Source organism: Burkholderia sp. E168m15 (assembly GCF_016586105.1).
Classification (GTDB): domain Bacteria; phylum Pseudomonadota; class Gammaproteobacteria; order Burkholderiales; family Burkholderiaceae; genus Burkholderia; species Burkholderia orbicola.
On record NZ_BCPO01000063.1, the window covers coordinates 1 to 14,003 of the forward strand.

Annotated in this window: 12 protein-coding genes and 3 tRNA genes; 2 read left to right on the forward strand and 13 right to left on the reverse strand. The window is 66.6% G+C overall.

What is annotated here, in order from left to right; genetic code table 11:
* Positions 1 to 87: 87 nt before the first annotated feature.
* From JMF86_RS10150 to gltX, 4 genes are all read right to left on the reverse strand, one after another.
* Positions 88 to 164 (reverse strand) — tRNA-Asp (locus JMF86_RS10150).
* A 78-nt stretch (positions 165 to 242) separates the two neighbouring features.
* A tRNA-Glu gene (locus JMF86_RS10155) sits at positions 243 to 318 on the reverse strand.
* Between the two features lie 137 nt (positions 319 to 455).
* Positions 456 to 531, reverse strand: a tRNA-Ala gene (locus JMF86_RS10160).
* 129 nt (positions 532 to 660) lie between these two features.
* On the reverse strand, positions 661 to 2,070 hold the full coding sequence (gltX, locus tag JMF86_RS10165; RefSeq protein ID WP_011694315.1) for a glutamate--tRNA ligase: 1,410 nt from the start codon (positions 2,068 to 2,070) through the stop codon (positions 661 to 663).
* A 278-nt stretch (positions 2,071 to 2,348) separates the two neighbouring features.
* Between gltX and JMF86_RS10170 the strand changes: the two genes are divergently transcribed.
* Complete coding sequence (locus JMF86_RS10170; protein ID WP_011549508.1) at positions 2,349 to 3,266, forward strand: patatin-like phospholipase family protein; 918 nt, start codon at positions 2,349 to 2,351, stop codon at positions 3,264 to 3,266.
* A 153-nt stretch (positions 3,267 to 3,419) separates the two neighbouring features.
* Here JMF86_RS10170 and JMF86_RS10175 read toward each other — a convergent pair whose 3' ends face one another.
* The 9 genes from JMF86_RS10175 to JMF86_RS10215 form a co-directional block, all read right to left on the reverse strand.
* Positions 3,420 to 4,091, reverse strand: a complete 672-nt coding sequence (locus tag JMF86_RS10175; RefSeq protein WP_011694316.1) for a C40 family peptidase — start codon at positions 4,089 to 4,091, stop codon at positions 3,420 to 3,422.
* A gap of 128 nt (positions 4,092 to 4,219) precedes the next feature.
* Complete coding sequence (locus JMF86_RS10180; RefSeq protein WP_011549506.1) at positions 4,220 to 5,842, reverse strand: ABC transporter ATP-binding protein; 1,623 nt, start codon at positions 5,840 to 5,842, stop codon at positions 4,220 to 4,222.
* Positions 5,839 to 6,936 carry an ABC transporter permease gene (locus JMF86_RS10185; RefSeq protein WP_011549505.1) on the reverse strand — a complete coding sequence of 366 codons (1,098 nt, stop codon included), beginning with the start codon at positions 6,934 to 6,936 and terminating at the stop codon, positions 5,839 to 5,841. Before JMF86_RS10185 ends, JMF86_RS10180 begins: the two co-directional genes overlap by 4 nt.
* 48 nt (positions 6,937 to 6,984) lie before the next feature.
* The gene (locus tag JMF86_RS10190; protein WP_011549504.1) at positions 6,985 to 8,028 is read right to left on the reverse strand and encodes a microcin C ABC transporter permease YejB; all 1,044 of its coding nucleotides are present in this window, start codon (positions 8,026 to 8,028) and stop codon (positions 6,985 to 6,987) included.
* Between the two features lie 52 nt (positions 8,029 to 8,080).
* Entirely contained in the window at positions 8,081 to 9,955 is a 1,875-nt protein-coding gene (locus JMF86_RS10195) for an extracellular solute-binding protein (RefSeq protein WP_200093633.1), read from the reverse strand.
* A 141-nt stretch (positions 9,956 to 10,096) separates the two neighbouring features.
* Positions 10,097 to 10,453 (reverse strand): hypothetical protein, encoded by a 357-nt coding sequence (locus JMF86_RS10200; protein ID WP_027808916.1) that lies wholly within the window; start codon positions 10,451 to 10,453, stop codon positions 10,097 to 10,099.
* A 242-nt stretch (positions 10,454 to 10,695) separates the two neighbouring features.
* Entirely contained in the window at positions 10,696 to 11,361 is a 666-nt protein-coding gene (locus JMF86_RS10205; RefSeq protein WP_200093634.1) for a response regulator transcription factor, read from the reverse strand.
* A 19-nt stretch (positions 11,362 to 11,380) separates the two neighbouring features.
* Complete coding sequence (locus tag JMF86_RS10210) at positions 11,381 to 12,772, reverse strand: HAMP domain-containing sensor histidine kinase (RefSeq protein ID WP_200093635.1); 1,392 nt, start codon at positions 12,770 to 12,772, stop codon at positions 11,381 to 11,383.
* A gap of 11 nt (positions 12,773 to 12,783) precedes the next feature.
* Complete coding sequence (locus tag JMF86_RS10215; RefSeq protein WP_175681382.1) at positions 12,784 to 13,458, reverse strand: response regulator transcription factor; 675 nt, start codon at positions 13,456 to 13,458, stop codon at positions 12,784 to 12,786.
* Between the two features lie 218 nt (positions 13,459 to 13,676).
* On the opposite strand from JMF86_RS10215, the gene JMF86_RS10220 reads away from it, so the two are divergent.
* Positions 13,677 to 13,976, forward strand: a complete 300-nt coding sequence (locus tag JMF86_RS10220) for a DUF4148 domain-containing protein (RefSeq protein WP_053525551.1) — start codon at positions 13,677 to 13,679, stop codon at positions 13,974 to 13,976.
* Positions 13,977 to 14,003 lie beyond the last annotated feature (27 nt).

The following is a 14,003-nucleotide window of genomic DNA, read 5'->3' on the forward strand; positions in this document are numbered from 1 at the left end:
CCTAGGCCTCTAGACGAAGGGGACAACGTACTGCTTACATCTTTAATACAAAAGCCCGCTCAAAAACGTCTTGAACGGGCTTCGTTCTGGCGGAGCGGACGGGACTCGAACCCGCGACCCCCGGCGTGACAGGCCGGTATTCTAACCGACTGAACTACCGCTCCAGCTTTCTTACCCAACCTGCAGGACGTCGGTTACGTTCCTGCAAGCCTTGCGACACTTCTATGAAACGCCGCTGAATCTGGCGTCCCCTAGGGGATTCGAACCCCTGTACTCACCGTGAAAGGGTGATGTCCTAGGCCTCTAGACGAAGGGGACATAATCTTTTCAGATTTGTCTGACTTTCGCTATTCACTTCTGGTCAACAGCGAAGGCCGAAATTCTAACTGCTTTGAATCATTTTGTGAAGCATTTATTACTACCGCCGCTTCGCAAATCAATCCATCTTGTTCTGTTGGTGGAGGTAAGCGGGATCGAACCGCTGACCTCTTGCATGCCATGCAAGCGCTCTCCCAGCTGAGCTATACCCCCTTGCAGAACAGAAATGAGATTATATGGACCGATTTCGAACTTGTAAATACCCTTTTTACGATTCGTGCGAAATTTTTTGCGAAGCCGCCGCGTACCTCATGCACGGACAGCTTCGCGCGCGCACGAACGTCAAGCCAGCGCGGCCTCGATGCGCGTCACCACGACATCGCGACCGAACAGCACGAGCACCGCGTCGATCGACGGCGTATGCGTCGTGCCCGCCACCAGCAGACGCACCGGCATCGCGAGCTGCGGCATCTTCAGCTTGTGCGTGGCGAGCGTCGCCTTCAGCGCGGCGGAAACCGCTTCCTTCGTCCAGTCGGCCGCCTTCAGCGCGGCCGCGAGATCGGCCAGCGCCGGACGCACCGCATCGGTCACGTGCTGCGCGAGCGCGTCGGCGTCGGGTGCCGGCACACGATAGAACATCGCCGCACCTTCCGCGATCTCCTTGACCGTCGTCGCACGATCCTTCATCAAGCCGACCACCGCGTCGAGCGCGGGGCCCGTCGCGATCGCCGCGTCGTCGATGCCGAGTGCGTCGAGGAACGGCTTCGCGAGTTCGGCAAGGCGCGCGTTGTCGGCTTCCTTGATGTAATGCGCGTTCAGCCAGCTCAGCTTGCTGTGGTCGTACTGCGCGGGCGACTTGCCGAGATGCTCGAGATCGAACCATTCGACGAACTGCTCGCGCGAGAAGATCTCGGCGTCGCCGTGCGACCAGCCGAGACGCGCGAGATAGTTGACGACGGCTTCCGGCAGGAAGCCCGCGTCGCGGTACGCCATCACGCTCATCGCGCCATGCCGCTTGCTCATCTTCTCGCCCTGCTCGTTCAGCACGGTCGGCAAGTGCGCATAGACGGGCGGCTCGCCGCCGAGTGCGTTCAGGATGTTGATCTGGCGCGGCGTGTTGTTCACGTGGTCGTCACCGCGGATCACGTGCGTGATGCCCATGTCCATGTCGTCCACCACCACGCAGAAGTTGTAGATCGGCGTGCCGTCCGGGCGCGCGATCACGAGGTCGTCGAGCTCCTCGTTCGAGATCTCGACACGCCCCTTCACCGCATCGTCCCACACGACCGTGCCCGTCAGCGGATTGCGGAAGCGCAGCACCGGCTTCACGCCGGCCGGTGGCTCCGGCAGCACCTTGCCGGGCTCCGGACGCCACGTACCGTCGTAGCGCGGCTTCAGGCCGGCTTCGCGCTGGCGTTCGCGCAGCGCGTCGAGTTCCTCGGCCGACATGTAGCACGGATATGCGAGACCCTTCTCGAGCATCTGCGCGAGCACTTCGCGATAGCGGTCCATCCGCTGCATCTGGTAGATCGGGCCTTCGTCGAAATCCAGCCCGAGCCACTGCATCCCCTCGAGGATCGCATCGACCGCTTCCTGCGACGAGCGCTCGACGTCGGTATCCTCGATGCGCAGCACGAACGTGCCTTTCATCTTGCGGGCGAACGCCCACGGATAAAGTGCGGAGCGAATGTTGCCGAGGTGGATGAAGCCGGTGGGACTCGGCGCGAAGCGGGTACGGACAGGACGGGTCATAAACGGTAACTCGAACGCCTGGGGCGCATGAATGATTCGACGCGGGACGATGCGGCAGCCCGGACAGCAACGGAGCCGGCGGCGCCCGGAACGGGAAAGAAGCCGGAATTATACTCGCGCCGGACATCGCGCCAAGCGCACCGCTTGCTTTATGATGTGCGCGCCGCGGCCGCCAGCCGGCGCGGCGCCGGCCGCACGGAACCCGCTGCGCGGCCGCTCGGAACCTATCGCCGCCGCGGGCCGTGTGACCCGCCGCCAAGCCGCCGGAGAACCATTCGATGTCGTCCCCTCGCCTGTCGCGCCGCCACTTCACGATCGCGTGCGCGTCCGCCAGCCTCGCCGCCTGTACGTCCTTCGGCGACAAGTCCCGCCCCGGCACGGCCCTGCCGCAGGAGAAGCCCGTCAAGATCGGCATCGCGCTCGGCGGCGGCGCCGCGCGCGGGTTCTCGCACATCGGCGTGCTGAAGGCGCTCGAGGCGCGCGGCATTCCGATCGAGATCGTCGCCGGGACGAGCGCGGGCTCGGTGGTCGGCGCGCTCTACGCGTCGGGCATGAACGCGCTGCAGATCAACAAGATCGCCCTCGACATGGACCAGGCATCGATCAGCGACTGGGCGCTGCCGTTTCGCTCGCGCGGCCTGCTGCAAGGCGTCGCGCTGCAAAACTTCCTGAACAAGACGCTCAACAACCGGCCGATCGAGAAGATGGCGAAGCCGCTCGGCATCGTCGCGACGGACCTGCAAAGCGGCCAGCCGATCCTGTTCCAGCAAGGCAACACGGGGCTCGCGGTGCGCGCGTCGTGCAGCGTGCCGTCGGTGTTCGAGCCGGTGAAGATCGGCAATCGCGAATATGTGGACGGCGGCCTGGTGAGCCCGGTGCCGGCGTCGTTCGCGCGCAAGATGGGCGCGAGCTTCGTGATCGCGGTCGACATCTCCGCCCGGCCGGACGGCGCGGCGACCAACAACCCGATCGAGATGCTGCTGCAGACCTTCACGATCATGGGCCAGACGATCAAGACCTACGAGCTCGACAAATATGCGGACGTCGTGATTCGCCCGAACCTGGCGGCGATGGGCGGCAGCGACTTCAACCAGCGCAACGCGGCGATCCTCGCGGGCGAGGAAGCGGTCGCGCGCATCATGCCGGAACTGCAGCGCAAGCTCGCGGCGGCGCGGGGCGTGACTGCCGCCGCGTAAGCCGCGATGGGCGGGAGGCCGCGGCACGCGCCGCCTCCCGGTGGCCGACGGAACGACTTACGCCTCGCCGTCGGCGCCAGCCTCAAAACAAAAAACCCTGCCGCCTTTCGGTGACAGGGTTTTTTATCGTCCGGCCTGACCGACCGGCAAACGTCAGTTGTTGCCGTTCGCCGAATCGTCGCCGATCGTCGCGCGCACGCGGCGCAGGTCTTCGGGCTTCATCGGGAATTCCGATTCGATCCGGCGCGCGCCGGTGAAACGCTTTTCCCAGTAGCCGCTGTCGAGATCGTCGACGCGGACGGTGCTGCCCGTCGACGGCGAGTGCACGAACTTGTTGTCGCCGATATAGATGCCGACGTGCGAGAACGTGCGGCGCATCGTGTTGAAGAACACGAGATCGCCCGGCTTCAGGTTGCTCATGCTCACCTTCTCGCCGACGCGGCTCATTTCTTCCGCGCGACGCGGCAGCGACATGCCGAGCGTGTCCTGGAACACGTAGCGCACGAAGCCGCTGCAGTCGAGGCCCGAATCCGGCGAGTTGCCGCCCCAGCGATACCGCACGCCGATCATGTTCAGCGCGCCGACGACCACGTCGCCCGCCTTGCCCGCCATGCCGGCAAGGAACGACTTCGCGCCGCCGCTCGACGGCTGCGCGCTGGTCTGCTGGAGGGAGGAACCCGACCCGATCTGAGTCGAATTGGTGACATTCTGGTTAAAACTGCTGACTTCGTCGGCGAATGCGCCGGGTGCTGCTGCGAACAGGGCGCCGATGAACAGCCCGGCGATGGTGCGCGCGCATGCCTGGGTCAGGGATCGATGCTGCATTGGTCGATGGAATGTGCTTAAAAATCAGCTGATTGGCGGAAAATTTCGGTCGATACTAGCCAGCGCGTAATCGTTTGTCAAAACAAATTAATAAATACAATCGAGATGGTCAGACCATTGGACGCCTATCACGCTTTCCAGACCGCTTTCAACAGCTTTTGTGTGTAAGGATGTGACGGTCTGGTGAAGACGTCGGCCACGTCCCCCGACTCGACGACGGCGCCGTCCTGCATCACCGCGACGCGGTGCGCCATCGCACCGATCACCTCCAGGTCGTGGCTGATGAACACATAGCCGAGGTTGTATTTCTGTTGCAAATTCGCGAGCAGCTTCAGCACCTGCTGCTGGATCGACACGTCGAGCGCCGACGTCGGCTCGTCGAGGATCAGGATGCGCGGCTCCAGCACCAGCGCGCGCGCGATTGCGATCCGCTGGCGCTGGCCGCCCGAGAATTCGTGCGGATAACGCTGCAGCACCGTCCGGTCGAGCCCGACTTCGCGCAGCACCGCGAGCGACTTCGCGCGGCGCGCGTCGGGCGTCATGTCCGGGCGATGCAGTTCGAGCCCTTCGCCGACGATCCGCTCGATCGTGTGACGCGGCGAAAGTGAACTGAATGGATCCTGAAAGACCACCTGCATGTTCGAGCGCAGCGCGGTCTGCTCGCGGCCGCGATAGGTCGACAGCGCGCGCCCCTGGAATTCGATCTCGCCGCCGGCCGTCTTCTGCAGCCCGAGCAGCGCCATCGCGAGCGTCGACTTGCCTGAGCCCGATTCGCCGACGATGCCGAGCGTTTCGCCCTGCCGCACCGACACCGACACGTCGGCGACGGCCGTCACCGGCACCGTGCCGAACCAGCCCGCGAAGCCCGGCCGCTTGCGCGCGAACTGCACGCTCACGTGGCGCGCGTCGAGCACGACGGGCGCGATCGGCATCACCGGCGTGACCGTGCGTTGCGGCCGGCTGTTCAGCAGCCGCTGCGTATACGGATGCTCGGGTGCCGCGAAAATCTGCTCGACCGGCCCGCTCTCGACGAGCCGGCCGTGTTCCATCACCGCCACCCGCTGCGCGAAGTGCCGCACGAGATTCAGATCGTGCGTGATCAGGAGGATCGCCATCCCGCGCTTTTCCGCCTCCTCCCGCTGCAGTTCCAGCAGCAGGTCGACGATCTGCGCACGGATCGTCACGTCGAGCGCGGTGGTCGGCTCGTCGGCCAGCAGCAGGCGCGGCCGGCACGCGAGCGCCATCGCGATCATCGCGCGCTGCCGCTGGCCGCCCGACAACTGGTGCGGGTAGCTGTCGACCCGCTTCTCCGGCTCCGCGATGCCGGTGCGCGCGAGCAACGCGATCGCCCGCTTGCGCGCCTCGACGGCCGATACGCCGTCGTGCAGCACGATCGTCTCGCCGATCTGCACGCCGATCGTATACAGCGGGTTGAGCGCCGTCATCGGCTCCTGGAAGATCATCGCGATGTCCGAGCCGCGCAGCCCGCGCATCTCGCGCTCGCTCCTGGTCGCCAGATCCTGCCCGGCAAAGCGGATCGCGCCCGTGACCTCTGCGTCGCGCAGCAACCGCAGGATCGACAGCGCGGTCACGCTCTTGCCGGACCCCGATTCGCCGACGAGCGCGACCCGCTCGCCCCGCCCGATCGCGAGCGTCACGTCGTCCACCGCGACCGTGTCGCCGAAGCGCACATGCAGACGCTCGAGCGACAGCAGCGGTTCGTGCTGCGTCGATACGGTCGGCTCGCTCATCGCTGGCCTCCCGCCGCGCGCACCGAATCGGCGATCCGCGTATCGAGCGCGTTGCGCAGCGCGTCGCCCATGAAGGTCAGCAGCAGCAGCGTCGCGACCAGCACGCCGAACGTCGACAGCGAGATCCACCATGCGTCGAGGTTGCCCTTGCCCTGCGCCAGCAGTTCGCCGAGGCTCGGCGTGGGCGGCGGCACGCCCAGCCCGAGGAAATCGAGGCTGGTGAGCGCGAGGATCGAGCCGCTCATCCGGAACGGCAGGAACGTGATCACCGGCGTGAGGCTGTTCGGCAGCACGTGGCGCCAGATGATCTGCCAGTTCGTCAGCCCCATCGCGCGGGCCGCGCGCACGTAGTCCTGGGTGCGGTTGCGCAGGAATTCCGCGCGCACGTAGTCGGCGAGGCCGATCCAGCCGAACAGAGACAACAGCACGATCAACAGCAGGAAGCTCGGCTCGAAGATCGACGCGAAGATGATCAGCAGGTACAGCTCCGGCAGCGAGCTCCAGATCTCGATCAGCCGCTGCCCGACGATGTCGATGCGCCCGCCGAAGAAGCCCTGCACCGCGCCCGCGGCGATCCCGAGCAGCGTGCCGATCACCGTCAGGATCAGCCCGAACTCGACCGACACGCGGAACCCGTACACGAGCCGCGCGAGCAGGTCGCGGCCCTGCGCGTCGGTGCCGAGCCAGTTCTCGCGCGACGGCGGCGCCGGGTTCGGCACGTTCGAGAAGTAGTTCAGCGTGTCGTAGTAGTAGCGGTTCGGCGGATAGACGACGAAGTTGCCGGGCGCCTCGAGCCGCTTGCGCACGTACGGATCGAGATAGTCGGCCGGCGTCGGGAAATCGCCGCCGAAGGTCGTCTCCGGGTACGCATGGAACATCGGGAAATAGGTCTGGCCGTCGTAGCGCACCACGAGCGGCTTGTCGTTCGACCACAGCGGCGCCGCGAGACTCGCGGCAAAGGCCACGACGAAGATCACGAAGCTCCAGTAGCCGAGGCGCTGCTGCCTGAAACGCTGCCACACGCGGCGGGTGGGCGACGGCGACACGCGCGCACGTGCGGCGTCGATACGGGAAGAGGCGACGGCCCGGTTCATCGCGCACCCCGCCCGCTGGCGCCGGGCATGCGAATGGCTCGTTTCATGTCAGCGCTCCAGGTTGTCGAATTGAATGCGCGGATCGACCCACACATAGCAAAGATCGGAGATCAGCTTGGTCGCGAGCCCGATCAGCGTGAACAGGTACAGCGTGCCGAGCACGACCGGATAATCGCGCCGCACGACCGACTCGTACGACAGCAGCCCGAGGCCGTCGAGCGAGAACAGCGTCTCGATCAGCAGGCTGCCGGTGAAGAACGCACCGATGAACGCGGCCGGGAAGCCGACGATCAACGGCAGCATCGCATTGCGGAACACGTGCTTCCACAGCACGCTGCGCTCGGAGAGCCCCTTCGCGCGCGCGGTCAGCACGTATTGCCGGCGGATCTGGTCGAGGAACGCGTTCTTCGTGAGCATCGTGACGACCGCGAAACTGCCGACGACCGACGCGGTGATCGGCAGCGCGATGTGCCACAGGTAGTCGAGCACCTTGCCGACGAGCGACAGCTGCGCGAAGTTGTCCGACGTGAGGCCGCGCAGCGGAAAGAGCTGCCAGAACGAGCCGCCGCCGAACAGCACGAGCAGCAGCACGCCGAGCACGAAGCCCGGAATCGCATAGCCGACCAGCACGACGAGGCTCGTCGCGACGTCGAACGGCGAACCGTTGCGCACGGCCTTCGCGATGCCGAGCGGCACCGAGATCAGGTACGTGAGGAAGAACGTCCACAGCCCGATGCTGATCGACACCGGCAGCTTCTGCACGACCAGCGACCACACGCTCTGGTGGCGGAAATAGCTGTCGCCGAGATCGAAGCGCGCGAAGCGCTTCAGCATCAGCCAGTAGCGTTCGAGCGGCGGCTTGTCGAAACCGTACAACGCCTTCAGTTGCGCGAGCTGATGCGCGTCGACGCCGGTGTGCGCGCGCATCCCGAACGGCGTCGCGCCCTGCTCCGTCGCGCCCTTGCGCAACTCCTGCACGGCCTGCTCGACGGGGCCGCCCGGCACGAACTGGATCACCGCGAACGTGAGCGTCAGCACGCCGACGAGCGTCGGGATCATCAGCAGCAGGCGTTTGAGGATGTAGCTCCACATAGGGCGTCGACTCGTGATCGGATGGCGGGGTTGGACGAAGGGCCGGCGCGGGTCAGTGATCGGGCTTCGCCCACCAGGTCGACACGACCCAGCCCTCGGCCGAATAGTACAGCGGCAGCGTCTGCGGATAGGCGAGCGTGCGCTTGTACGCAATGCGGTGCGTCGTGCTGTACCACTGCGGGACCGCGTAGTAGCCGTGCATCAGCACGCGGTCGAGCGCGTGCGTCGCGTCGAGCAGTTCCTCGCGCGTTTGCGCGGCGCCGAGCGCATGCAGCAACGCGTCGACGGCCGGCGATTTCAGCCCGATGAAGTTGTCGGAGCCCGGCTCGTCGGCGAACTTGCTCGCGTAGCGCGAGTATTGCTCGGCGCCCGGCACCTGCACGCCCGGCAGGCGAATCGTCGTCATGTCGTAGTCGAATGCATCGAGGCGCTTTTGCAGCAGCGCGTAATCGGCCGTGCGAAACCGCACGACGATGCCGAGCTTCGCCAGGTTGCGCTGGTAGGCGGTCACGACGCCTTCCATCGCGCCGCCCGCATCGTCGAGGATCTCGAACGTGAACGGCTCGCCCTTCGCATTGCGCAGCGCGCCGTCGCGATAGGTCCAGCCGGCCTGCGCGAGCAGTGCGCGCGCCTTCAGCAGGTTCGCGCGCAGCGAGCCCGGCGGATTCGTGTCCGGCTGCGTGACCGTCGGGCCGAACACGGCCGGATCGAGCTGTGCGCGCAGCGGCTCCAGCAGCTTCAGCTCGCCTTCGCTCGGCGTACCAGTCGCTTGCAGGTCGGTGTCGGCGAAATAACTGTTGAGGCGCGTGTATGCGCTGTAGAACAACTGGCGGTTCAGCCATTCGAAATCGAACGCGAGGTCGAGCGCCTGGCGCACGCGCACGTCGCGGAACAGCGGCCGGCGCAGGTTCATGAAAAAGCCTTGCATGCCGGCGCCGTTATGTTGGCGGAATTCGCGCTTGACGAGTTCGCCGCTGTCGAAACGCTTGCCGACGTCGCGCCGCGTCCAGTTGCGTGCGATGTACTCGACGAGCACGTCGTATTCGCCGGCCTTGAATGCCTCGAGCCGCGCGACGCCGTCGCCGTACAGCTTGTACACGATCCGCTCGAAGTTGTTGGTGCCGACTCGTACCGGCAGGTCGGCGCCCCAGTACGCGGGGTTGCGCCGGTAGGTGATCGTGCGGCCGTTGTCGTAGCGCTCGATCACGTACGGGCCGCTGCCGATCGGCTGCTCGAACGCAAGCTGGTCGAACGGGATGCGCGAGCCGTCCGCGCGCAATCCCCACTTGCGCGAAAACACGGGCACGCCGCCGGCGATCAGCGGCAGTTCGCGGTTCGCGCTACGGAACTCGAAGCGCACGGTCGCCGGATCGACGACCACGGCCTTCGCGATTTCCGCGAAATATGCGCCGAACTGCGGTGCGGCCTGCTTGCTCTTGAGCGTATCGAACGAAAACTTGACGTCGTCGGCCGTGACGCGATCGCCGTTCGAGAAGCGTGCGCGCGGATTCAGGTGGAACGTGACCGAACGGCGGTCCGGGGCGACGTCGATGTCGTCGGCCAGCAGCCCGTAGGCGGACGCCGGTTCGTCGGAGCTGCCGGTCGCGAGGCTCTCGAACAGCATGTCGATGCCGGGCGCGGTGTTGCCGCGCATCGTGAACGGATTGAACTTGTCGAACGACGTCAGCCGGCTCGGATTCGCGAGCACGAGCGTGCCGCCCTTCGGTGCGTCGGGGTTCACGTAGTCGAAATGCTTGAAGCCCGGCGGATACTTCGGCTCGCCGTACTGCGCGATGGCGTAGGCCGCGTGCGCGGCCGGCGCGGCCAGCACCGCATGCAGCGCCAGCACCGCGGCCACGCGGCCGGCGGCCCGCAGCGCGCCGAGGCAGGCACGCGCGGCGGCGGCCCGGGGCGAACCCTTCGTCATAGAGGCCCTGTCGGTCGAATAAGGGTAGTAACGTGGAGCGATTCTACCCATTCAGTCCGTCGAGCCAAAAGAAAACCGCCACGCGGGCGGTTTTCTCGCGAGCGGTTGTCGCGCACGCGGCACGCATGCGCGACCGTTCGATCAGCGCCAGCCGTTGTGGCGGCCGTGATCCCAGTGACCGCGATCGCCGCCCCAGCCGCGGCCATGGTGGCGATACCACTCGTCGCGGCCCCAGTAGCGACGGCCGTCCCAGTAGCGGTCGCCGTGCCAGCCGATCACGATCGCCGGCGCCGGCGCGTACACGGGCGCCGGTGCATAGACAGGCGCCGGCTGGTAGACGACCGGCGGAGGCGGCGGCGCATACACGGGCGCGGGCGCGACGTAGACCGGTGCCGGCACGCCGACGTTGATCCCGACATTGACTCCCGCCATTGCTGCGCCCGACACGAGCAAGGCCGTCATACCGGTCAGGAGCGAGGCAACACGCAAAGTCTTCATGGATTCCTCTTCTGGTTGTGTCATGTGTGATTCGACTATAGCGGCAAGCACCCGCTCCGCATATTTCAAGTTTGTAAGAACTGATGCGCGGCATCGCAACAGGACACGCGCGCTAACGTCTTGTAACAATCGACGCCTGGCTGCCGGCCGGGCCGGGCCGGGCCGGGCCGGGCTGCGCGGCGCGGCGCGGCGCACGCCGCCCGTCAAGAGCTTCTTTCAGCCCTGCGTCGATATCCGCCCCGTCACCCGCCCGTGTCGAACCGGAAGCCGAATCGCGCAACCGTTTCGATCCGCGCGGAAAACGCATGCGCGACCAGCTTGCGCCGCAACCGGACGACCAGCGCATTGACCGTTTCAGGTTCGATGTCGGCATCGTCCCACGCATAACGCAGCACGGCGTCCCGACCGACCGGTCGCCCCGCTTCGCGCAGCAGGCATTCGACCACGCGAAACTCCCGTACACTGAGCGCGAGCCGCCGGCCCTGCTCCTCGAGCGCACGCGTCGCCGTGTCGAGCCGGATCGATTCACGCATCGCGATGATGCCCGCGCGGCGCCACAGCGCGCGCAACCGTTCGTGCAATTCGACGAACGAACACGGATGAGCCAGGCATACGTCGCAGCCTGCGTTCAGCAGCTGCGCGCGCTGGGCGGACGTGGTGCCGGCAACGATCGCGGCGATCGTCGCACCGCCGGCCGACGCGGCGAGCCGCGGCAATTCATCGAGAATCGCCGCCGCGGCCCCGCCATCGGTCGCGACGATCACGATCGCGTCGAACCGGTCCTGCGTCGCCGCGAAACAGCCGTCGCGCCATGCGTCGACGCGCTCGACGCCGTGCGTGCTCTCTCGAAACGCCTTGTCGAGCCGCAACGCGTGCGGATTCGGCGGCGCGATCAGCAGGATGCGCATCACTCGGTCTCCCGCGCCGTCATGCGAGCGAACGCGGCCAGCATTCGACCGTGATCGCCGTACCGGCCGGCTGCGCGTCGCCGATCCGCAGCGCGAAACCATGCACGCGCATCACCGCCGACACGATGCTCAAGCCGAGCCCCGAGCCGTTCACATGGCGCGTGCGCTCGCCGCGATAGAAGCGTTCGAGCACCGCATTGCGCTCGCCGGGCGGGATGCCGGGCCCGGTGTCCTCGAACCGGACGAGCGGACCGTGCGGCGTCGTCTGGAGCACGACGCGCACGCGGCCGCCCGGCGGCGTGAACTTGATCGCGTTGTCCGCGAGATTACTGAACGCCTCGAACAGCAACGCACGATCGCCATGGATGCCGCCGACCGTGGCCGCTTCGAGCGCGAACGACACGTCGACATCCTCGGCCAGCGGCTCGTAAAGCTCGCACACGTCGCGCAGCAGGGCCGCGACGTCGACCGCGGCAAAACCGCCGCGCCGGCTCAGCGTGCCGATCTCGGAGATGCGCAGCATCGCGCGAAACCGTTCGAGCAACCGGTCGGTTTCGTCGCGCGCCGAAGCCAGCAGCGCCGCCGACGCGGGATCATGCGCGCAGAACGGCTGGTCGGCGAGCCGCGCCAGCATCGTATGCACGCGTGCGAGCGGCGTGCGCAGGTCGTGTGCGATCCCGTCGCAGGTATGGCGCACCTCGCCCATCAGCCGCTCGACTTCGTCGAGCATGTGGTTCACGAGATGCGCGAGCAGATCGAGTTCATCGTAGCCGCCGACCGGCAGTCGCTTGCCGAGATCACCTTCGGCGATCTGTCGCGTGACGCGCCGGATCGCGGCGACGCGGCGCATCTGCCGCATGCCGAGCATGCTGCCGCCCGCGATGCCCGCGATCAGGATCACCACGCCGCCGATCACGAGCCCGCGGATCGCGACGTCGCGGATCTGGATGAAATGCGACAGGTCGCGCGCGACCACCAGCGTCATGCCGTTGTCGCGGCGCACGGCCATCGCGCGCGCGATCGGCGACGGCTGGCCGTCGAGCAGCGCGAGCGTGCGGTTCAGCGTCCGGCCGCGGCGATCGGTCTGCAGCTCGGGCGACTTAGTGATGTCGCCGGCCACGCGGCGCCCGCTCGCATCGAACAACCCGTAGAAATTCGTATGCATGTGCTCGTGCTCGAGCCGCCGGTGGATCGCGAGCGGCAGCTCGGCATCCGGAATCGAATCGAAATAGATCAGTTGCCACGCGAGCACTTCGTCGGTGTCGCGCGTCATCGTATGCGTCGCGGCCACGCTGATCACGCCCGCGAGCAGCAGCAGCGACACCGAGAAGATCGCCGCGTATGCGCATAGCCAGCGAAACGTCGTCGTATGCCAGCGGCGCGTGAAGTGCGCCGCGCGGGCTGCGTCCATTCGCGCCTCCGTCAAGCGAGCATGTAGCCCGATCCGCGCACCGTCTGGATCATCGGGTTCGCGCCGGGCGGATCGATCTTCTTGCGCAGCCGCCCCATATGGACGTCGATCAGATTGGTGCCGGGATCGAAGTGATAGCCCCACACGGCCTCGAACAGCATCGTGCGCGTGATCGTCTGGCCTGCGTTGCGCATCATGAATTCGAGCACGCGGAACTCGGTGGGCAGCAGCGGAATCTCGTCGGCGCCGCGGCGCGCGCAGCGCGAAATGAGGTCGAGCTCGAGCACGCCGACCTTCAGCAGCGTCTGCTGCGGCACACCCGATGCCTGCCGGCGGCGCAGCAGCACTTCGATGCGCGCGCTCAGTTCGCCGGAATCGAACGGCTTCGTCAGGTAATCGTCGCCGCCCGCGCGCAGCCCGCGGATGCGCTCGTCGACGTCGCCCAGCGCGCTCAGCATCAGCACCGGCGTGTCGATGCCGACCGTGCGCATCGCGGTCACGATCGCGAGGCCGTCCGCGCCCGGCAGCATCCGGTCGAGCGTGATCGCGTCGTACGATGCGCTCATCGCGCGCATCATCCCTTCGCGACCGTTATCGGTCCAGTCGACCTCGAACCCGCGGGCGGTCAGTTCGCCGACGATTTCGTTCGCGGTCACCGCATCGTCCTCGACCGTCAGTACTCGCATGGTTGCCCTCGCAATGAACTTCAACACGGGCGCGCACGATGCGCCCGCCACTATCGTAAGCGCCACGATTGCCGTGCGGCGCCAGATGAAAATAACTTCATTCGGTATCGCGACGTGCGTAGGTGAAACATGTTTCATCCGGGCGTCGCCCGCCCTGCGACGGCTGCCGCCTACGCTGACGTCATGCGGCATCGGGCCGCGAAACCAGGAGCCACCGGATGAAACTGTCGACCACCGTCGCCTGCATGCTGCTCGCATGCGCCAGCACCGCCGCGTTCGCGGGGCCGCACCTCACCCCGCAGGAATGCCACGCGTACCCGTTCGTGCACACGGGTAGCGGCGTCTCGCGTGCGGACCTCGTACGCGAGCTGTCCGAGCTCGAACAGGTCGGCTACGATCCGGCCCACGCGAGCCCGTACTATCCCGACGATCTCGACGGCGCGAAGCATCGGCTCGCCGCCGAGTACCGCGCCGACTGCACGCATGCGCTGACGGCCGACGCCGGCGCGCGGCACTGACCACACTGCCCGGCGCAACACGGCAGC